Raw genomic sequence first — 21,309 nt, 5'->3', positions numbered from 1 at the left:
GCTACACTTCGCCCCTTTCGGCTCACGACTGACAGGAAGGCTGTAGATGGGTGGAGTGCAAATTCCTCGGCGCGCTCGCGCGACATTGGCTGCGGGCGTTGCCCTAGCGGTGACTTTGGGCTTGGGCGCATGCGCCGAGATGTCGCAGATTCTGGAGGCCAGCGCGGGAACCGCCGGCACTTCCAATCAATCTGCCTTGGCTCGCGCGGTGAAAGAATCGCTCGAACTGGGCAGCACGCGGGCCGCGGACATGCTGTCCAAGACCGGCGGCTACCAGAACAGCTCGATCTACCGCATCCGCTTACCTGAACCCGTGCAGCCCATCGCCTCGCGGCTGCGCCAGTTCGGGCTGGGCGGGCAAATCGATCAGATCGAGAAGCTGATGAATCAAGGCGCCGAGCGCGCCGCGCTCGAGGCCAAGGGAATCTTCATTGACGCCGTGCGTAACATGACGGTTGCCGATGCGATGGGCATCGTGCGCGGGAACGATACCGCGGCGACCGCCTACTTTCGCCAGAACACTGAATCACAGCTGCGCCAGAAGTATCTGCCCATCATTCAAAACAATCTGCGGCAGATCGGCTTCTACAACCAGTATCAGCAATTGCTGACGGCTTACAAACAATTGCCGCTGACCAACAAGCCCGATCTGGACCTGGAGCAGCACGTGCTCACGCAAAGTCTGAACGCCCTGTTCACCCAGGTCGGTGAAGAGGAGAAGGCCATTCGCAAAGACCCGCTCGGCCGTGGCAGCAGCGCCATCGCGGCCGTGTTCGGTCGTTAGCCGGTCGGCGACTCTGTGTCGGCCCGTACGGTCATCTGCTGCGTACGGGCCGCACGGATCGCTTCAGCGAGCTCCAGCACGGCGGTGGCATAAAACGTCGAACGGTTGTAGCGCGTCACCGCTTCGAAGTTGCCGAAGCCGGCGATGTATTTCGACGGCTTGCCCGGCGTGGGCAGCTCGACCACCGAGCACAAGCCCTCGGGCAGCTTCGCAGCGGCGAACTTCACGCCTCGCTCCCGCAGCTCGGCCGCGTCGTGCGCACGTTCCAAGCCTGTCACCAACTCCGCTTCAGCGCCGGCGGGCAACTTCACCGCCACAGTCGCCGCTTCACCTTCGTTCCAACCATACGCTTTGAGATAGCTGGCGACACTGCCGATGGCGTCGGCGGGACTGCCGATCAGATCGATGGACTGGTCATCGTCGAAATCGACGGCGTAGCGTCGATAGCTCGACGGCATGAACTGCGGCAGGCCCATCGCGCCCGCATAGGAGCCTTTGATGGCGAGCGGATCGATATTCATGTCCCGCGCGAGCAGCAGCAGTTCCTTCAACTCGTCGCGGAAGTATTCCTGCCGTCGGGGGCCGTCGAACGCAATCGTCGCCAGTGAATCGACGACGCGGAACGACCCGGTGTTTTGACCGAACGCAGTCTCGACGCCCAGGATGCCGAGGATCACCTCTGCCGGCACGCCAAACTGCGCCTCCGCGCGGCGCAGATATTCTTCATGCAGGTCCCAGTATTGGGTTCCGGCAGCGATGCGGACCTGCGTCAAAAACTTCGCTCGATATCGCGGATACGAGCGCACCGGCGGCGGCGCCGTCTTCGGCCGCTCCGGCCCGATCAAGCGCACCACCGTGGGCTGATGGCGGGCACTACCCAGGATGCGTTCGAGCTCCGCCACATCCAAGGCGTGCTCGGTCTGCATGGTCTCGATGAAGGACCGCACTTCCGGACGCGACAGATACTCACTGCTGCCCGCCATGGCGGACGGCGCACTCAGGACCAGGCCGACGAACGTGGCGCCGGCACTCAGCCAGGTTGCCGCATTCCGCAAAAAGTTGATCTGCATCGCTGCTCTCGGTGGTCGTGTTTTGCCGAGAGCCGCGTTACTGGCCACCGCCGGGCGGCTATGGCTGTTGTTTGCTCATCGGTCGACGACGAGCAACATAATCACAGCGCGGCTGGAACGAAGTGATGATTTTCACAATCTGCAGCGTGCATGCGGCGCGCATGTGATGGCCTTGAAGCCGGTGATGAGGCATCGGATGAGTAGCAGGTCAGCCCTTCGCGGACGCGCTCGATCTTCCCTCGCCGACTACGGGCTCGACTGAATCTGGATCACGATCTCCTCGCCGCCGCCGCCGTCGACTTCAACCGCGCCAGCCTGCCCCCGCGCATGTGCCTGCAACCGAAACTTCCCCGCCGGCAGCGCGACGGTGAAGCGACCGTCGGCGCCGCTGCGGATGCCGATTTCGGGAGTGGGTGCGGTGCCTGAGACGACAGCGACCACCGCACCGGCGACGGGCCGGCCGGATGCATCCAGCACTCGACCGGCACGACTCACCGTGACCTTGCGTCCCTCAGTCACGCGGTTGCGTCACCGTTTTCAGCCATCCATTTGCGGATCTGCTCCAGCACTTCCGGAACGATGCGCGGAGCGGAGTTGGCGAGAATGCCGAAGTCCGCTGGCGTGCCGCCGGTGCCATAGGCGTGGATGCCGACGACGACGGGCACATCGGAGCCGTCTTCATAGATCCACACCGGGGAGCCGCTCTGCCCGCCGAAGGTGTCGACGTCATAGAAGACCCGTCGCGGCCCGACGCGAAGGATGCGATTGGCGTGGAAGTATTGTTCGCGGCCGTCACCCCGATCGCCCGGATAGCCGCTGATGTTCACCAGTGCATTCTGCAGATCCGCATTGGACAGCACCGCCACCGAGAAGCTGCCCAGACTGTCGGGCGCCGGCTGGTCCAGATGGATGCAGCCGATGTCGTAGTCCGGATCCTGGCTCTGGACCCATCGATCGACCGAAGAGAAACGACTGGCCTGCAACGAGCCGAACGGCTTTGCTTCTCCGCTGCGGCCCGGCGTCACGGTGATACTCGAGGCCCAACCGTTCATCTGCGTGCTGTCGAACACGCAGTGGCCGGCGGTGATGAGCGTCTTGGGCCCGACGAACCAGCCGGTGCCGATGAAAGTGCCGAAGGCAGACTCGATTTCCAATGCACAGATCTGACGCCAGGGCGCCTGATCGGTATCGAGAATGCGAGTGCGATCGTCCTGACCGAGAATGGTTTCGAGCCCGCCCAATCGCGGACGTCTGCGTGGCAGTGGCGCCTCGCGCTTGCCGCGTACGACGAGGAACTTCTCGGATAACGATGGCCCACCAGTCTCGGCACCACGACTGCCTGTGAGCACCACGCGCCGAGGCGCGGCCTCAGTCACTTCCGTGACTGGTCTCGACATCGATTTCAGTTGCATATCGCCACTCCTTCTTCGTCAACGGCCAGGAAAGCAAAGCGATCACGCCACACATGCGGCACTGACGTAGGAACTCGGATTGCGATGTCGTGGGCTCACTCGAAGCATGATGAGAGCGAGCGAGCCTTGTAATGGAGCAAACGATGTTTCGCGGAAATCATGCAACCAACGCAGCGACGCAATCAAGGGACCAATGAACGAGCACAGCTGTTGCGGCGCATGCCCTGCTCATCAGTACCTGTCTCTGTATCGAGATTGCGAGATCTCTCTTCAGTACTGAGCCAGCGCCGCGAAAACGCCGATGTCTAAGTAAGCACCGGTACGAGAATCATGGAGGTGTATCGCGCGCGCATCGCCAATCGTCCTCGCAACCTGGAGAAGCGAAACGCATGCGACTGAACAACGAGATCGAGCGTCAGCTGCACCTGGCCTGGGCGCGCCGAACGCGACGAACTCTATCGGCTCGGTCGCGGCCGTCGACTGCCTGAAGAAGTGGTCCGCAAACTGATTCGTTAGATCGACCTGGTCGAGGCGCCTGCAAGCATGAGCTCGCTGATGACTGAAACGCGTCGACGCGCGCTGGCTTCGTAGGGAAACTCTTCAGGCCATCGCATTGCGTCGTCGCGCTCCGAAAACATGTGCCACGAAACGTGACGCACGTCACATTCGAACCGGAACTTGCCTGTGCACGGAACGATAGCTCTCCTGGGAATTGTTTGTTGGGCCGAACCTGGGAGATTTCCATGTACGCGGAAACCTGGCCGATCCGTGTCACTCGGATCGCTCGACGATTGACTGACGAAGCTGTACTGACAAATCTACTGTCGATTTTCTTTATAACTTTTCTCGCGGCTCCGTTCGCCTGGGCCATGCCGCCCGTGCTCGAGCCGACGGCGACGCTCAGAGCGCCGGACCCACGCTTCACCGAGACCGAATCGGTCGCCATCGATGGCGACTACGCAGTGGTCGGCTTTGCGGCGGAAGAATGGGACATGGAAGAAGACGAGTTTCTGGTCACGCATGTGGCCGTTGTGTACCGTCGCGCCAGCAACGGTTCATGGCAGCACATGCAAACGTTGGCGCCCGTGAGCTACCTGGCCGAGTTTCGACGACCTGGATACGTTGCGATACGCGGCAACGTCATCGCGCACATCGTCGGCGAGCTGTACGTCTTCGAGCGCACCGCTTCGGGTTGGCAACCCAGTCCTGTTCAACCACTCGCTCTCGGTGGTGCAGCGTTCGATCTTGACATCGACAGCGGCACGATCGTCGTCGCCACGCTGACTTGTTCGAATGCTCAGGCAGAGGCATTTCGCAAAAATGCGAGCGGGACCTGGGTCCGTGTCGGCGTAGCCGCCAGCGCGCCCGTCAGTTGCGACGGAGGCTCATATGCACTGGCAGCGATATCGGGAAACACGACCTTGCTGGCTGCCCCGCGACTCAACGATGGCACGGCCGCCACTTATTTCTTCAACGGCGCACCGGCCACCTGGACCGCACCTGCGCAAACGGTGAGTTATCCCATCGGGCAAGGTGTGCCCATCGCCATCGCGGGCAGTCTGGCCATTCTCAATGGCTCGGAGTTGTACCGGCGGTCCGCCGGCATCTGGAGCTTCAGTCAACGCCTGGAGCGAGAGGAATTCGGCGTCCCGGCTGCTGAAGCGAAGATCAGCGGTACTCTGGCCGCGCTGTTGTTCAATCGAGTGATCTCTGTTTTTGATCTGAGCACTTCCGGCGCCGCCACCGAGATCGCGCGCCTCACTCGGCCCGGCGGAGAAATAGGCGCTCTCACCCTCGATATCTCCGGCCGTCGCGTCATCGCTCTGGATGCATTCCGCGATCAAGGCGCGGCCTATGTTTTCGAAGTGCCGAGCACGCTGCCATCGCAACCGTCCATGATCCAGGACACCTTCCAATCCGGCAACGCGTCGCGCTGGACGCCGCTCGCCGGTGGCAGTTGGTCCGTGGCGACGACCCCCGCTTCGCGCGTTTATCGACAATCGAGTCTCGCTGCGGATGCGACCTCGGTGTTGAGCAACAGCGACTGGACCGATCAATCCATCCAGGCGGACATCCGTCCCACCGCGTTCTCCGGCAACGATCGTTGGTTCGGCCTGGCCGTGCGTCGACTGGACGCGGCGAACTACTATTATGTGACTGCTCGTAGCTCTGGCGTAGTGCAGTTGAAGCGAATGGTGAACGGAGTTTTCCAGACACTCGCATCGGCGAACCTGCCGGTGACCGCGGGCGCCGATTACCGAATCCGCCTCGAAGCGATTGGCACCACGATCACGGCGTATGTAAACGGCGTCGCTCTGTTGAATGCTGTCGATGCTTCACTAAGTCACGGACAGGCGGCGCTGCTGATGTATAAGACCGCCGCCGACTACGACAACGTGATCGTCACTCCGAGCCCACAGGCCACGCTGTTCAGTGAGAGTGATTTCATACGCGAGGCATTGTGGACACGAGTGGCCGGTCAGTGGAGCGTTCCTCTCTTCCCCGCCGAGCCGATGCACTTTCAGACCTCCACCGCCGGCGGCGCAAGTTCCTTCACCGGCCATTCATCGACGGATCAGAGCATCTACGCACGCCTCCGCCAGGACGCGGTCGGCACGGGTACTCAGCCGTGGTTTGGCTTGTTCGTCCGTTATCGAGACGCGAGCAACTACTATTACGTGACAGTTCGTAACAGCAACGAGATCTCGTTGCGACGCTTGGTGAACGGAGTCACCCAGGTGCTCGATTCGGCTCCTTTCACCGTTTCGACCGGCACCTGGTACCCGCTGCGTCTGGAGGCGATTCGGGATCAGTTGCGTGTGTATGTCGGCAACCGCCTCGTTCTCGAGGCCACGGACTCGGCGATCAGCGAAGGACGTTATGGCGCTGTCATGTACAAGTCGGCCACCACCTATGACGATGTCGTGGTGACGCAGCCCTGAGCTCGAACTCGGCGGGCGTTCATGTGACGCCCGCCGAGCCCTGCGCCAGCGCATTCTGCGAGATGAAATCCACGATCAGCTCGGCGCAAACCCCGGCGTGGGTCTCGAGAAGAAGATGGGGACCGTCGAGGACGTGGGCTTCCATGCGCGGCAGGTCCTGGATCCAGGACAGGACTTCGGCGATGTCGAAGAAAATGTCGTGTCTTCCCCAGAGCATGAGTGCAGGAGGTTGATGCTCGCGGAGGTACTCGCCGATTTGCTCGAATCGGGCTGCGTAGCGGCCGTAGTCGGCGACCAGGGCGCGGTTCAGTTCGAGATGGCCGGGCTGGTTCATTGTGCGCCAGTCTTCGATCCAGTATTGATCGGTCACGCGCGAGGCCACGTCCTCCGGGATTCCGCCGATGTATTGATCTCGCACGCCTTCGAATGTGAGGTGCGCGGTGGCGGCGCGTTCGGTTTCCCGGGAAGGGTTGTTCCAGAAGTTGATGGTGTCCTGCCATTGGGGGCTGAAGCCGGTGCGATGAGCGTTGGCATTTTGAATGATCAGGCCCAGTACACGGCTCGGATCGCGCATCGCCAGTTCGAGTGCGACGGGTGCGCCGAAGTCGTGTACATATAGATAGGTGCGCTCGACGCCGAGCCTGGCCAGTGAAGCTTCCATCAAGTCGGCGATACGGCCGAAAGTGGCATCCGCGATGACGTCCGATTGGCCGAAGCCCGGCAGGTCGGGCGCGACTGCAAAACTTGCGTCGGCCAGGCGGGGAATGACCTTTCTGAACGTCTGCGCCGAGCTGGGGAAACCATGCAGCAGTAGGACCGCGGGGCTGTCGCGCTGGCCGGCGACGAGGCAGGAAATCTTGCAGCCTTCTATGTCGAAGGTTTCGCGACGCGCAGGGCTCGTTGTTTCCATTGCCGGACTCCTTGAACTTCAGCGAGCGGCCTTTTTCCTGGCCCTCCCCGCCGTTTTCTTCAACGCGGCGCCAGCCGGCTCTCCGCCTGCGTCCAGCACCTTCAACATCCGAGCCAGCGCGAAGTGTCGATAACTGAACAGCGCCAGCGAACGAATCTCGCGCCAGTTCGCATCCTTGGTGACATCGAGCGCGATCCAGCCATTGTGCCCGATGTAGGGTGGGATGCTGAAGTGCTGGTCGCGAATCAATAGCGCCTGCTGATCGACGCCCACCCAGAACGCCAGCGTCAGCTTGAGATCGCTTCGATAGCAGTAGGCTTGCGCAAACACCTTCTTGCCCGCACGCCACACCGGGTTGCCAAACTGTTTGCTCTCGCTCGTCTCGGGAAGAGACAAACAGATCGCGCGCAGCTCCTCGAGCACGGTCTGGGCGCGCTTCGATTGCAGCGGATCGATGTCTTCAGGCTTGAGCTTGGCGGTAGGCGGTGTGATTTCGATGGTCTTGCCCAACGACCTCGTCAACGCAGGAGGCGCCACTTTCTCATAGGCCTCGCGAACCAACCGAGCGACCGCCTTCCAGGAAATGCCTTTGTCGAGGTTCACACCCAGCCAGCCGCGAGGGCCGACGTAAGGCGGCACGAAGAAATGCTTCGGCTCCTCTTGCACATAGTGTGCTTGCGCGCCTCGAGGCGCATTCAGCCATAACGCAACGCGACCGTCGCCGTGATGATTGATCGCATAGGTGGCGAATGTTTTGCCTTTCACCCGAAAATCGGGTGAACCGTGCGACATCACCTCTTCGGTTTCCGGAAACCAGAGGCAGATTTCACGCACCGCTTGACTGATGTCCTTGTTCTTGGCCATGGCCGCCCTGCGGACTGCACTTACATCCGCAGGGAAGCCTACCACGGCCCCGATATCAAACCGAGAACTTGCGCCGCCCGCGCTCTGCCGACAATCGATGCGAGCCCGTCAACGCAGTGCTGCGTGATCGGACGGTTCGCATGAACAGCCACTCGCCGGTCACACGCTGCGCAGTGATGTCGATCATCATGTAGCCGCGCTGACTGGTATCGGCCCATGCCAGCTCAGGATTCGTGGCGATGAAGGTGCGAGCCACGTCTTTGGGATCGGCCGAAAATCCACCTTCCATGCCAGGCGACGTGACACTATGCCCGGCGAACTCGACGCCGGCAGGCTGACCGTCTTCCAGCAGCGAGTACGCCCAGGCGTTGTGACTGTCGCCCGACAACATCACCAGATCCGCATCAGCGCGTTGCGCAGCCTTCAGCAGGCGTGAACGAGCGACTGGATAGCCGTCCCATCGATCCATCCACATCGGCACGCCGAGCTTGGAGCCGCGCACGTCGTTCTTGAACTTCTTGACGACTTTGTCGCTCGTTCCGGGCCGCAGCCAGTCGAGCGACGCTTCGGGCATCAGGGTGCGACCCATGATCGTTCCCATGCCCACCAGCTGCCAGACCGAAGCAGCGGCATTGCGCTTCAACTCGTGTGCAAGCCAGGCATCTTGATCGGAACCAAGCATGGTCGCCGTTGGATCGCGCCAGGCGCCGTCGCGTAAGGCGCGCAGAGCGGCATCGGGATCGCTCGCTTCGTGAGCCTTCGCCAGCTCCGCATAGATCGGCCGCGTGCGAGCCAACAGGCGTGACTCGGTACGATACAAAGTGGCGAGCGAGCCGATCTGGTAAGCCTTCCATGGATCTTCGGAAACCGGCATCCATTCACGGTAGGCCTGCATCGCAGCCGCCCGACGTGCGTTCCAATCGCCTTCGGTTTTCGACTGGTGATTCTGCGCCCCGCCCTGCCAACTGTCGTTGGTGATCTCGTGGTCGTCCCACAACGCCACCATGGGCGCCCGCTGATGCAGCTTCTGCAGGTCCGGATCCGCCCGATAGCAGGCAAACCTCAGGCGATAGTCGAGCAGGCTGACCATCTCATGATCGTGCGCCGGCAGGACCTCACGATCCGCAACTCGATCCTGCTCCTGGTACGAACCGATGCCGTACTCGTAGATGTAATCGCCGACGTGCAACCACAAGTCGAGATCGTCGCGAGCCGCCGCGTGCGCATAGGCGTTGAACCAGCCCACCGGCAAGTTGGAGCAGGAGAACAAACCCAGCCCGAAGCGATCGACCGCGCCAACCGGCAACGTCCGGGTTCGCCCAACCGGGGATTTGCTGCCGTCCGGCGCAATGAAGCGATACCAGTAAGTCGTGCCTGGCTGCAGACCGTCGACAGTCAACTTGGCCGTCCAGTCGCGATATGCGCCGGTGCGCAGACTGCCGCCTGAGACCACGCGAGTAAATTCCGGATCGAGCGCAAGCTCCGCATCCAATCTGATTTCATCGACACTCGCGGACGGTACATAGCGCGTCCACAGCAACATACGATCGGAGCTTGGCTCGCCACTCGCAACATTGTGGGTGAAACCCCGAGCGCTCATGATCGCGGACGCAAGGCTGCGGCCGATAGGAAGCGCCAACGCCCCCAAACCCAGCGCTCCCCCAAGGACGAGGCGCCGGCGGTCGATGTTCATTGTCATGGCCGTTCCTTTACTGGAGCGAACGGCTGGTGCGCATCGCCCGTCCATCGCATCAAAATCAGATCCGCGGTCTGCGCGCCTTTGCTACCCGAGTTCTGCGAGAGATAAAACAATCCGCCGCCGACCGGCTGGAAGCCAACATCGCCCTTTTGATTCCAGCCTCGCACACCTGTGGCAGCATCGCGCAAGCCATCATCCGCCAGCTCGAGCACCTTGCCTCGTTCCCAACCTTTGGCGTCGGCGGCCGGCACGCCAACGAGCTCGCGCCACGTCGGCTGGCTCCGCGCATCGACCGCAAACAGCAAATAGTTCGGAAAACTCGGTTTCTTGCCTCGGTAGACGCCCAGGAACCAACGCTGCAACGAATCGTCATAGGAAAGGTTCTGCACGCCCCAGGTGGTGTTGCCGGTGCGCACGAAATACTTGCCTGCGAGCGTATCCGGGCCGCCGCGGTGTAGATTGGCTTCATCGAGCGGTTTCGCGTACTTGCTCCAGTCGCTCACGTCATACTGCAGCAGCACTTGATGATCGTTGTCGTTGCGCTCGGTGTCGCCGTAAACGCCATAGCCAACTGTGAGATAGCGCGGGCCATCGCTGCGGCCGAATGCAGGACCGAAGCCGACGCCATCGATGCCGGAACACCCATAACGATGATCCACGTTGCCATCGAACTTGCCGTCGCCGTTCACGTCGGCGGTGAAGTCCTTGGCGACTTCCGGCAGGTAGACGGTGCGAAAAATGTCCGTACCGGTCGCTTCGATGCCGACTCGGTCGAGCCGGCTGCCATCGATCACGGCAATGTAGAAGGCGTTCTGCTTGCCGTATTCGAGCGAGCCATACACCTTGCCGTCGCCGGGATTGAAATCGAGATCGCCGAGGTGTCCGCTCCAGCCCACCACGGTGCCGATCAACTTGCCGCTGAAGTCGTACTTCGCCAGCAGGTTGGTGAACGAGTAATAGATGTAGCCGCCTTGCACGTCCACGGCGATGCCTTGCACGTGCCCGGAATTCCAGGTGCCGCCGTTCTGAGTGAGCGGCAACCGTGCCGAGGAAGCCGTGGCGACGGGCTCAGCCGTCGCCACGGAATTGCAGATGAGCAGCGCGGCCAGCGCAGCCAAAGTACGCATCATCAGAAGGTCACCTTCACCCCGAAGTTCCACATCGAGCCATAGACGGTGTACTGCTGCACCCGGCTCTCGATGTTGGAGTAGATGATGTCGGGCTCGTTGAAGATGTTGCGGCCCGCGAGTTGCACCTCGACGTTGTCGCTGTACTGATAACTCGCGCTGATGTTCCAGAGGTCGCGAGAGGTGTGATACAGGATGCCGTTGTTGGCGGTCGTCGGCGTGTTGCCCAGGGCGCTGACCCGATACTTCGACTGATAATTGCCGTTGATCCTGACATCGAACGGCCCGTAGCTGTAACCCAGACCCCAGTTGGCCGACCGTTCGGGCGTTTTCACGCGTTCGCCGTCGGTTTCGATCCGAGTGATCGAGCCGAACACGCTCAAGCCCTTGAAGGCGCCCGGCAGGAAGGTGAGCTGCTGACTGTACTCGAAGGTCAGACCTTCGTTGGTGCTGGTCCCCGGAACGTTCCGAGCGCTGCGGAAGGTGTAGCCCAGATATTCCTCGGGATCGAAGCCGACATCGCCAGGATTGACCGACAGCCCGGTCACCTGCATGTCCTTCATATCGAGCCGGTAGTACGACAGCCCGACCAGGCCGGAGGGCTCGAGGAAATATTGCAGGCTGGCGAAATACTTGGTGGACTCCTCCGGCTTCAGCTCCGGGTTCGGCACGGTCACGACCTGCGTGTCCTCGTTCACCGAGACCACACCGCCCAGGTTGCCATAATCGGGACGAAGGATGGCTTCGCTGAAGGCGAGCTGACCCACCAGGCGGTCGGTGAAGTCGTACTTCACGCCGCCGCTCAGGAACCAGTTGTCGTATTCGCCGTGGCGGGTCGAATACACGCCGTTGTTGTATTGGTACAGCAGGCCTTCGACGGTGCTGGTGGACAGACCGGCCGCTGCCACCTCGCTCGCCGGCCGAATGTTCGCGATCCGCGCGGCCGTCCTGGTCTTTTCGTAGCGCAGGCCCAGATCGAAGCGAGCGTCACCGACGCGTGTCTCGGCCTCGATGTATGCAGCCTCGATCTCTTCCTCGATGCGCTTGTTGTTGTCGAGCCTGCGCTTCAGGTTGCCGACGGTGTCGGGGACGAAGTACTCGGGGTGCGATTTGTAGATGTCATAGACGGCATAGTTGCTGTCGGCGCGCCAGTTCTGCGCGTTCATGTTGCCGGCGTTGAAGCCGAGGATCGCGAAGTCATAGTGCTGCGTCCAGGGAATGACGGCGGCGGGATCCCGCTGGGTCAGATCGCCGTTCGGGCCGACATACTGGAACTGCTGCCAGGAGCCTTCCGTGGTGCTCCATTCGTTCTTGCGGCTGCCCAGGCCGCCCATCAACGTGACTGGCAGAGCGGCGATGTCGACGTGCTTCTTCAGGTCGAGATTGAGGCCGTACTGCTCGTTGATGGCGTCGGACTCCGCGGTGCGGATGTTGTTGCCGATGTCCGCGTCGAGGTTGAAGTTGCGCGGATCGCTCCAGTCGCGGCCGGCGGTCTGCGTGATGTTCCACGCGTTGGACGTGGTCGATGGACGATCGAGCGTGAAGCCGATGCCGGTGAGCCAGCTGTCGGTGCGCTGAAAGAAGCCTTTGCTGGTGTCGCGGAAGTTGAATTCGGAGCGCGAGTAGCTCGGGCGGAACGTCGCTTCCAGGGTGTCGCCCTTGAACTCCAGCTTCGGCGCAATCGTGTAAGTCGGCGTGCCGGCGTAGCGATGCGAGTATTCCGTACGGAATCTGGTGTTGGTGCCGTCGGGATTCACCACGATGTGAGTGGGCGTGGAATCCGGCGTGGCGTACGATCTCGTGGTGGTGCCGAAGTACAGGAACGAGTATTGGTTGAAATACTCGACGTCGTAGAACGAGTAGGTGCTGCGCCAAGACAGCACCCACTCGTCGGTGAGCTGATAGTCGGTGCTCAGATTGGCGGCGAAGCGGCTGGTCATTTTCGGTCCGGGACGCCACATCACGCGATACGGCATCACGCGCCCGTCGGGCAGATACGACCAATCCGTCTGAATGCGGTCCTGCTGCACGTAGTTGGCGTTGTAGCTGGTGTTGAACGCGACGCCCAGCCGGCCGTCCATGAACACATCGCCATAGCCGAACTGGGCGGACGGGTAGATCGTCGAATGTTTCTTGTCGTCCGGAAAATAGATGCGCGAGGTTTCCGAATCGGAGGTGCCCACGGCGCCGAGCTGGAACACCACCTCACGATCGGTGCGATCGAAAGCATACTTGCTGCGCAAGTTGATCTGACCGCCCGGCGAGTCGGCGTCCATGCGCGCCGTGAGCGTGTTGTTGAGCTCGATGGCCTCGATGCCCGTGATGGACATCTGCTCGAACGAGTTCTGACGGCCATCGTTGTTGTTGGAGGTGGCGGTGGCCATGCGGGCGCCGTCCACCGTGAAGGTGGAATATTTCGGATCGAGGCCGCCGATGCGCACGGCAGTGGCATCCACCTCGGTGTAGTCGAGCGAGATGCCGGGCATGGACTTCATGAACTCGCCCACATCGCCCATGGTGAGCACGCCGTAGTTGTCGGCGGCGACCACGTTCTTCGCATTCATGGCGGCGCGGCGCTCCATGATCGCGCTCGCCTGCCCTTCACGACGCGCGGTGACAGTTACCATGTCGATGCCAGTCGCATCGACGCTCACGGCGCCATAGGACGGCACTTGCAATTGAACGTCCAGCGTCACGACCTGATTCGCGACGACGGTCGTCGGTGTCCTTGCCTCCTGCAGTCCCGTGTATCTCACGACGACCGTGACATCGCCCGCCGGCACGCCGTTGAGACGGAAATTGCCGCCGTCCTCGGAATAAGTGACGATCGTCGTGCCTTCGACACGAATCTCGGCATTGCGCACGTACTCGCCGGTTGCAGTGTTGAGAACGCGACCGCGCACACCGCCGGTGCCCACAGTTTGTTCGGACCGCGGCCGCCCGGATCCGCCGCCCACTCGCTGCAGCAAAATAACGTTGCCTTCGTCCGACTGGATCGTCAGGTCGGTTCCCGCCAGCAACATGCGCAGCGCCTCGCGCGCATCCATCTCGCCAGCGATCGCCGGCGTACTGATGCCTTCGAGCGAGCCGGCCGGCGCGATGATTTGCACTTGTGCTTGTCGGGCCAACTCGGGGATCGCCGTGACCGCGGACTGGGCGGGCACTTCGAAATGGCGCGATTGCGCATTGGCTTGAGGGGCTGCGGCCAACGCGGCGGCAACAGCACTGGCCAGCAGGACGTTCTTGTACCGATTCATGCTCAATGTTCTCGACTGCGTAATGGGCAGGATGAGAACAGAGAGAGCCGATGAATCCTTTTCCGCTAGCTTGTCAAAAAAAGTTCAACGACGGCGTGCGATCACGATGCGATCGTCTTCGTGTCGCACTTCCGCGTCGAACACGTCTGCGACCGCGTGGCTGAATCCCAATGGATTGTTGACAGCGAACAAACCGGTAACTTGAGTTTGCGCGAGCTCGGGATCGGAAATAACGATGGCCGTGTCGCTGTAGCGAGCATACAGAGCGACGGCCTCGGCCAGCGTTTCACCCTGCAAGGCAATCTTGCCTTCTCGCCAGGCGAGCTCACGACCCAACTGGCCCAGCGACAGGGCCTGCAACTGCCATCCTTGCGCTTCGCCTTCCAGCAGCGAGGCGCTGGTGTTGGCCGCCAGCGGCAGGGACGCCGACGGCGTTTCTTCGGCCAGAACCACGCGACCTTCCTGCACGAGCACCTGCGCCGGTTGCCCGTCCAGCTTGCGTACTACAAACGTCGCGGCTGAGGCTTCGACTTGCTTGTCGCCCACCTCGACCAAGGTCGTGGCGTTCGTGCCCGCTTCGATCAACACTTCACCGTACAGGACGCGGATCCTTCGCCGGCCCTCGTCTTCGTACACTTTGATGCGCGTAGCGGTGTTGAGCGTGACCGTGGAGCCATCTCCCAAAGGCACCGCGCGCATCTCTCCTTTCGCTGTGGCGTAGGCCGTGGGGATTTGCAACGAAGCCACCAGCATCACCACGATCACGAGGGAAGCCGCCAGAGCACCGCTCCAGCTCACGAAGCTTCGGCGGCGCTTTACAGGCGGCGTTGGCGCTACTACCGGTTGGAAGTTTGTCGGATCGTATTGCGGACCCAGCGCACGCGCGGACTCACTGCGCATCCAAATGGCTTGGGCGCGCACGTACGCGCCGCGGCGACGCGGGTCGCCGGCCAACCATTGCTGCAATTCCACCGCTTCTGCGTCGGACAGCGGAGCACGATCCATCCTGGCCACCCATCGGGCAGCGATTCGATCAATGTCCTGGCTGGATTCGCGCTCGTCCACTCGCACGCCTTTTTTCCGGCATCGATCCATTAGAGGTTTTGGCGGGTGAGTTTCCGCCATTGGCCAACCAATCTCCCAACCAGCGGATGCCGCGCACGATGTGTTTCTCGACCGTGTTTTCCGACAGCCCCATGTGCGAAGCGATCTCCCGCTGCGACAAGCCGCGGATGCGGCGGAGAACGAAGGCCTCGCGAGTCTGCCCGGGCATGGTGGCAATGACTTCGGCGAGCTGGCGCAAATCGTCGTGCGCGATTGCGTTTTGTTCTGGAGTAGCCGCGCCGTCCGGCATATCGACCATGCCGAGATCTTCGACTGCCAGGATGGATACGATCCGTGCCCGACGGATGTTTCGAACCACCAGCGAATGGGCGACCTGGAACAGATAAGCGCGCGGATTCAGGATATCGTCGAGGCGCTCGCGCTCAGCCAGCAAGGCATAGCTTTCCTGCACGATGTCGTCGACGTCGAAGGCGGCCGGAGAGCGTCGACGTGACAGCCAGCCTCGGAGTGCCGCCTCATGCGGCAGGATGTGCCGCATGAACCAACGCGCTCGTTCAACATCATCGAGGGCGACGCGTACGTCGCCCGCTGCAGTCACTCGATCAGACAACCCCGGCTCCCGACATCCGCCCGGTGGGCGAAATGTCGCGAGATGCTATGCGGGGCACATGACAGTTGTGTTGCAGCCCGCCCGAGAAGCTCGGGTGCGTGATCCAGTTACGGGCGGACGACCGGCGTGCTCCACCCGAATCGATCCGGCGTCTCGCCACGTTGCATGGCGACCAGAGCCGCGCGCAGGGTCTTGGTGATTTCGCCGACCTCGCCATTGCCCACCCGGTGCTCCTCGCCCTTGTGAATCAGAACACCGACGCCGGCCAGGACTGCAGCAGTGCCGGACAAGGCCGCTTCACCATCGCGCACCCAATCCAACATCTCGCGCACGTCGATGGCGCGTTCTTCGACTTCGTAGCCTTCGCTCTTCGCGAGCGTGAGCAATGAATCTCGAGTGACACCGTGCAGGATGGCGGAGTCCAGCTTGCGAGTCAGCAGCTTGCCCTTGCGGATCAGCACGAAATTGGCCGCGCCGGTTTCCTGCACCTCGCCGCCGGGCGCAAACAGGACCTGGTCGGACTGATAGCGACGTCGTGCTTCGAGCGTTGGACCGAGCGCGGCGGCGTAGTTGCCACCGGTCTTCACGCTGCCCATCAGCGTAGCGCTGCGTGCGTGTGCGTCGTCGACAAAGATGCGCAGCGGCTTCAATCCGAAGTAATCCCAGACCGGGCTGGCCAGCACCACCAGCAAGGCTTCCTCGCTCGGGGTTCCGGCCGCGCCGATGTTTGGCGAAGTGCCGAACAACACCGGTCGCAGATACAACGCGCCCGGCGCTTCGGGCACGGATTCATGGTTCACCCTGACCGTGGCGTGAATCATCTCGGCGAGCTGCTTCGCATCCGGCTCGGGCAGAATCAACGATCGCGCACTCTGACGCATCCGTTCGATGTGACGATCCACGCGAAACAGGTTGATGCTGCCATCGGCCCAGCGGTACGCCTTGAAACCTTCGAAACACGTGCTGGCGTAGTGCAGGACGTGCGCCGCCGGGTGCAACTCGATCGCTCCCGTCGGCCGCATCTCGGCCGGCTGCCATTGGCCATTCTGAAAGCGGGCGACCGCCATGGTCGGAGCAAGCACGGTGCCGAACGGAGCGCGAGCCGCAGCTGAATCTTTGGGCGTTTGCATGAGCTTGAAATCCCGACTCGCTGGGAGGGCGAGCTTGCGAGGCGCCTATTATGTACCGAAAACGCCGCGCCCGGCAGCGCCGCCCGGCGGGATCGACGCCTATTGATCTGGGTTCGAGTTGTTGTATACCGGCCCGGACGAGCCAGGCCGGTCCGGACGCCGCGCGTGTCAGCGTCCGTGATCTGCGAAAACGGTTAGGACTCGGTGTCAGTCTTCACTCCAGCCCCACCACGACGACCGACTTTGCAGGAATCCGCAACGCCAGCTTGCCGCCATTGAGCTTCGCGCCTTTGAATACGACCGGCTTGACCGTCTCGGCCGCGCCCATCTCGTTGAGCGCATCCATCTTCGATGCTGTCAGCACCTCACCGGACACTTTGCGCGCCTGCAAGCTGCCGAGATTCACAGACAACGACAAATCGTCATCGACGGTGAGATTGGTGACGGCGAGGTAGGTCTTGCCGTCCTTGCCCCTGGCGGCCGAGGCATTGAAGCTCGGGATCGCCCGGTTGCCGGAGGTGACCAGCGGCGCACTCACGTCCAGCGGCAGATACACCGAGTCCTGGAAAGGAACATACATCTTGAAGGCATAGTAGGTCGGCGTCAGCACCATTTTCGCGCCATCGGTCAGGATCATCGCCTGCAGCACATTCACCGTCTGAGCGATGTTGGCCATGCGCACGCGCTCGGCATGTTTGTGGAAGATATTGAAGTTGGCCGCCGCGACCACGGCGTCGCGCAGCGTGTTCAACTGGTAGAGATGTCCCGGGTTGGTGCCCTCCTCCACGTCGTACCACGTACCCCACTCATCGACGTACAGGCCGACGATCTTCTCGGGGTCGTGCTTGTCCATCACGGCGATGTGATTCTTCAGGATCTCGTCCATGCGCAGCGTCCAGTGCATGGTGTCGTACCATTCCTGGCGGCTGAAGCCGGTGGCGGCGCCTTTCTTTTTCCAGTCGCCGGTGGGCAGCGTGTAATAGTGCACGCTGATCGCATCCATGCGCTTGTTGCCCACGTTCTTCATCACCACGTCGGTCCACTCGGTGTTGGAACCGTTGGCCCCGGAGGCGACGCGCACCGCCGGGTTGTCGGCGTTCTTGTGGAAGAACTCCTGAAAGCGGCGATATTCGTTGGAGTAGTACTCCGGGGTCATGGCGCCGCCGCAGCCCCAGGACTCGTTACCGATGCCCACGAACGGCACCTTGAACGGCTGATCGCGGCCGTTACGACGCCGCTCCCTGGCCAGATCGTCCTCGCCCGGCGAGGTGAGATATTCGATCCATTCACGCATCACGGTCGGCGTCGCCGAGCCCACGTTCACGGCCAGATAGGCGTCGGCGCCGATCTGTTCGGCGAAGTCGAAAAACTCGTGCGAGCCGAATCGATTCGTTTCGGGCGAGCCACCCCACCAGTTGTTTTTCCTCACCGGGCGTTTGTCGCGCGGGCCGATGCCGTCGCGCCAGATGTATTCGTCGGCGAAGCAGCCGCCCGGCCATCGGATCACCGGCACCTTGACGGCCTTGAGCGCGGCGACCACGTCGTTGCGAATGCCACGAGTGTTGGGGATATCCGAATCTTCGCCGACCCAAACGCCATCGTAGATGCCGGCCCCCAGATGCTCGGAGAACTGCCCGTAGACATATCGCGAGATCTGAGGGCCGGGCTGGTCGGCGTGCAGTGTCGCCTCCGCAGTAATGGTGGCCGCGACCGCGTTCCAACAGAACATTCCGACGGCCGCGCCCACCGTGCACTTCATCGATGTTTTCAGCATTGTTTCGCTTTGTGACTAACGCCTGGAAATCGGGTAATAAAGCTTCGGCGCCCGCGGCAAGCCCATGCCCGTGCCCAGGAAGAACGACGGATGCGGCGGCTGATTGTAGGCGACGTTCTGCCAGGCGATGGCAAGACGATACACCGGGTCATGCATCAGCGTTCGCAACTTGTGTTGTGTGGGATCGCTGGTCGCGTAAATGCGCAGCTCGCTGCTGTCCTGCGAGCGCCAGATCACTTCTTCGCGCCAGTCGCCCAGCAAGTCTGCCTGCAACGCCGGCGTCCCCTTGGTGTAATTGTTCGAATAGGTGCCCTCGGCCTGCAGAATCGGCACGGCGACGCCGTTCTCGTAGTCCCATTTGTCGATGCGGCCCACACCGGCGCCGACGCCGGCATCGAAGTTGTGATCGAGCAGCTCGCGGGAAAGATCGCCGTCCCACCAGATCGCGTAGTTGATGGAATTTGGCACCGCCGTCGTGATCAGCTGGCCGGTGGCCGACGACAAGCCGCCGCTGCCGGAGGACCACATCTCTTCACCTGCATACCTCGGATCCAAGTCGGCGGACAGACCGCGGCCCGTGTCGATGCCGGTGGAGCGGCCCCACAGAATCTGGCCCGTCGCCGCGTCCCAGAGCGCCAGGCCGTAGGGCGAGGCTCTGTTTTCCATGACTTTGAAGACTTCGAGGCCCGGATGGTCGGGATCGAGATCGCCCACGTGCAAGGCGTCGCCGTGACCGAGATTGGTCGCGTACAGCACGGTGCCGTCGTCGTCGATGGTCATGGCGCCGAAGATGATTTCATCCTTGCCGTCCCCATCCACATCCGCCACCGACAGCTGATGATTGCCCTGCCCCATGTATTGCGAGCCGGCGATGTCGGAGTCGAACACCCACCGTTGAGTGAAGCGTCCATTGCGCCAGTCCCAGGCACCGATCACCGTGCGCGTGTAATAACCTCGGCTCATGATCAAACTGGGACGACGCCCATCGAGGTAGGCGACGCCGCCCAGGAAGCGATCGACCCGATTGCCGTAGCCGTCTCCCCACGCCGGGACCGAACCACGCGGCGGCACGTATGGAATGGTTGCCAGGGCTTTGCCGGTGGCGCCGTCGAACATGGTTAGAAATTCGGGACCGTCGAGCACGTAGCCGGCGCTGTTGCGATAGTCGGCAGCGGCGTCGCCGATCACCCTTCCTTTGGCGTCGGTGGTGCCATCGGCAGTCTTCATCGCGACTTCGGCTCTGCCATCACCGTCGAAGTCGTACACCATGAACTGGGTGTAGTGCGCGCCGGCGCGAATGTTTCTTCCGAGGTCGATACGCCACAGCAATGTGCCGTCGAGCTCGTAAGCATCGATGAACACGTTGCCGGTGTAGCCCGACTGCGAGTTGTCCTTGGCGTTCGATGGATCCCACTTCAAAACGATTTCGTAGTCGCCATCGCCATTGAGATCGCCGACGCTTGCGTCGTTGGCATGATAGACGTACTCCTCGCCCGCCGGAGTCACTCCGCCCGCCGGTCGTTGCAACGGCACCGGGTGATATCCGTTCCAGACCCGCGCTGAATCGCGCCCCAGACTGGGCAGCTCGAAGCCCGCGAGCACGGCTCGAACCTTGTAAACCGAAGTTTCAGTACCGGCCGGATCCAGGTAGTTGGTCGCGCCGCTCAACGGCCGACCATTCAGGCGACGACCGTCGCGATACACATTGAAACTCAATCCGTAGGGCTCGTAGCCCAGCAGGCGCCAGCTGACCAGGACGCCATCGGCGCTCTTCACCGCCAGCACACCGCGATCCAAAAACTCGGCTTGCCTGAAGCCGGGCCCCGCGGTGGTGGGACTCTCCGCTGCCGCGTGACTGGCTGGAAACAGGGCGGCGGCCGCCGTCATCGCGATCAATCCCCCGAGCTTGGATCCGATCATTGCTCTCTCCTTGTGCTGCAAATGACTCAACGCAAGTCGCAATCGGGCCGCAATGTAATTAGTCAGACAATTCTGCGGCTGCACGAATTTGCCGCCTTTTGACTCCTTTTGCAACTACGGCGCATCAGAACGGGGCAGACGCGGGGATCGACGCGGTCTTATTGCCGCTTCTTCGGACAAAATCTACACGAACAAGCAAGTTCGATCAGAACTGGTAGGCCACACGGCCGGCTTGCGCCGGCACGTCGGGCGGGTGGCCGAAATCGCAGCGAGTCAGTCGAAGATGTCGAAAATCGAGCGCTTCTTGCGATAACCGTAGCCATATTCGCCACGCTCGCCGCGCTCCCCATATTCGCCGCGTTCTCCGCGTTCGCCATAGCCGCGATTCCAATGTTGTGGTGGCGGCGGTGGCTGATGAGGCGGCGCTTGGGTGTGTTGTGGCGGCGCTTGCGGAGCGGCCGCGGCCGCATCGTCGCTCGCAGCAGCCATGAGCTTTTCGAGCTCGCCGCGATCGAGCCACACTCCACGGCAAACCGGGCACATGTCAAACTGCACGCCGGCGCGAGTCACCGTGGTCATGGAGCTGTTGTCGTTCGGACATAGAAGCAATGGCATGGCGCTTTCCTCGAGAAACGGCGGAAAGCACGGACGCGTCGTAAACACGTGGCCCTCACGCCTGGATGAATTGCGTCCGACATCACGACGCCTGGCAGCGTCGTCAGAGGGGCCCGGTCCGCGCATCACA

16 protein-coding genes are annotated in these 21,309 nt (G+C 62.0%); 2 read left to right on the top strand and 14 right to left on the bottom strand.

Features of this window, described 5'->3' with window-relative positions; genetic code table 11:
- Positions 1-46: 46 nt before the first annotated feature.
- Complete coding sequence (locus tag JM946_RS08645; protein WP_203166882.1) at positions 47-784, top strand: DUF4197 domain-containing protein; 738 nt, start codon at positions 47-49, stop codon at positions 782-784.
- Here JM946_RS08645 and mltB read toward each other — a convergent pair.
- From mltB to JM946_RS08630, 3 genes are all read right to left on the bottom strand, one after another.
- A complete protein-coding gene (gene mltB, locus JM946_RS08640; RefSeq protein ID WP_203166881.1) occupies positions 781-1,854 on the bottom strand; it encodes a lytic murein transglycosylase B in 1,074 nt (357 codons plus the stop codon). The two genes, JM946_RS08645 and mltB, sit on opposite strands and share 4 nt — an antisense overlap.
- Positions 1,855-2,100: 246 nt before the next feature.
- A complete protein-coding gene (locus JM946_RS08635) occupies positions 2,101-2,373 on the bottom strand; it encodes a carboxypeptidase regulatory-like domain-containing protein (protein ID WP_203166879.1) in 273 nt (90 codons plus the stop codon).
- Positions 2,370-3,266: a trypsin-like serine peptidase gene (locus JM946_RS08630; protein ID WP_203166877.1), complete on the bottom strand. Its 897-nt coding sequence runs from the start codon at positions 3,264-3,266 to the stop codon at positions 2,370-2,372. Before JM946_RS08630 ends, JM946_RS08635 begins: the two co-directional genes overlap by 4 nt.
- Before the next feature lie 743 nt (positions 3,267-4,009).
- Between JM946_RS08630 and JM946_RS08625 the strand changes: the two genes are divergently transcribed.
- Positions 4,010-6,208 (top strand): hypothetical protein, encoded by a 2,199-nt coding sequence (locus JM946_RS08625; protein WP_203166876.1) that lies wholly within the window; start codon positions 4,010-4,012, stop codon positions 6,206-6,208.
- 19 nt (positions 6,209-6,227) lie between these two features.
- Here JM946_RS08625 and JM946_RS08620 read toward each other — a convergent pair whose 3' ends face one another.
- From JM946_RS08620 to JM946_RS08570, 11 genes are all read right to left on the bottom strand, one after another.
- Positions 6,228-7,118 carry an alpha/beta fold hydrolase gene (locus JM946_RS08620; protein ID WP_203166874.1) on the bottom strand — a complete coding sequence of 297 codons (891 nt, stop codon included), beginning with the start codon at positions 7,116-7,118 and terminating at the stop codon, positions 6,228-6,230.
- A gap of 18 nt (positions 7,119-7,136) precedes the next feature.
- Positions 7,137-7,982 carry an MmcQ/YjbR family DNA-binding protein gene (locus JM946_RS08615; RefSeq protein ID WP_203166873.1) on the bottom strand — a complete coding sequence of 282 codons (846 nt, stop codon included), beginning with the start codon at positions 7,980-7,982 and terminating at the stop codon, positions 7,137-7,139.
- A 55-nt stretch (positions 7,983-8,037) separates the two neighbouring features.
- The gene (locus JM946_RS08610) at positions 8,038-9,681 is read right to left on the bottom strand and encodes an alkaline phosphatase D family protein (protein ID WP_203166871.1); all 1,644 of its coding nucleotides are present in this window, start codon (positions 9,679-9,681) and stop codon (positions 8,038-8,040) included.
- Positions 9,678-10,811, bottom strand: coding sequence for a hypothetical protein (locus JM946_RS08605; RefSeq protein WP_203166869.1), 1,134 nt, complete (start codon positions 10,809-10,811; stop codon positions 9,678-9,680). Before JM946_RS08605 ends, JM946_RS08610 begins: the two co-directional genes overlap by 4 nt.
- Positions 10,811-14,065: a TonB-dependent receptor domain-containing protein gene (locus JM946_RS08600; protein ID WP_203166867.1), complete on the bottom strand. Its 3,255-nt coding sequence runs from the start codon at positions 14,063-14,065 to the stop codon at positions 10,811-10,813. The genes JM946_RS08605 and JM946_RS08600 overlap by 1 nt, the downstream gene beginning before the upstream one ends.
- 84 nt (positions 14,066-14,149) lie before the next feature.
- The gene (locus JM946_RS08595; RefSeq protein ID WP_269140956.1) at positions 14,150-15,160 is read right to left on the bottom strand and encodes a FecR family protein; all 1,011 of its coding nucleotides are present in this window, start codon (positions 15,158-15,160) and stop codon (positions 14,150-14,152) included.
- Positions 15,099-15,740, bottom strand: coding sequence for an RNA polymerase sigma factor (locus JM946_RS08590; RefSeq protein WP_203166865.1), 642 nt, complete (start codon positions 15,738-15,740; stop codon positions 15,099-15,101). Before JM946_RS08590 ends, JM946_RS08595 begins: the two co-directional genes overlap by 62 nt.
- 107 nt (positions 15,741-15,847) lie before the next feature.
- Positions 15,848-16,870 carry a branched-chain amino acid aminotransferase gene (locus tag JM946_RS08585; RefSeq protein ID WP_203166863.1) on the bottom strand — a complete coding sequence of 341 codons (1,023 nt, stop codon included), beginning with the start codon at positions 16,868-16,870 and terminating at the stop codon, positions 15,848-15,850.
- A gap of 214 nt (positions 16,871-17,084) precedes the next feature.
- Complete coding sequence (locus JM946_RS08580) at positions 17,085-18,629, bottom strand: alpha-N-arabinofuranosidase (protein WP_203166862.1); 1,545 nt, start codon at positions 18,627-18,629, stop codon at positions 17,085-17,087.
- Between the two features lie 30 nt (positions 18,630-18,659).
- The gene (locus tag JM946_RS08575) at positions 18,660-20,531 is read right to left on the bottom strand and encodes a rhamnogalacturonan lyase (RefSeq protein WP_407700530.1); all 1,872 of its coding nucleotides are present in this window, start codon (positions 20,529-20,531) and stop codon (positions 18,660-18,662) included.
- Between the two features lie 306 nt (positions 20,532-20,837).
- Positions 20,838-21,179 (bottom strand): TFIIB-type zinc ribbon-containing protein, encoded by a 342-nt coding sequence (locus tag JM946_RS08570; protein WP_203166860.1) that lies wholly within the window; start codon positions 21,177-21,179, stop codon positions 20,838-20,840.
- Between the last annotated feature and the right edge of the window lie 130 nt (positions 21,180-21,309).

The organism is Steroidobacter gossypii (genome assembly GCF_016801985.1).
In the GTDB taxonomy this organism is placed as follows: domain Bacteria; phylum Pseudomonadota; class Gammaproteobacteria; order Steroidobacterales; family Steroidobacteraceae; genus Steroidobacter; species Steroidobacter gossypii.
Note: the sequence above shows the minus strand (reverse complement) of the source record. Positions and strands in the feature narration are given on the sequence as shown.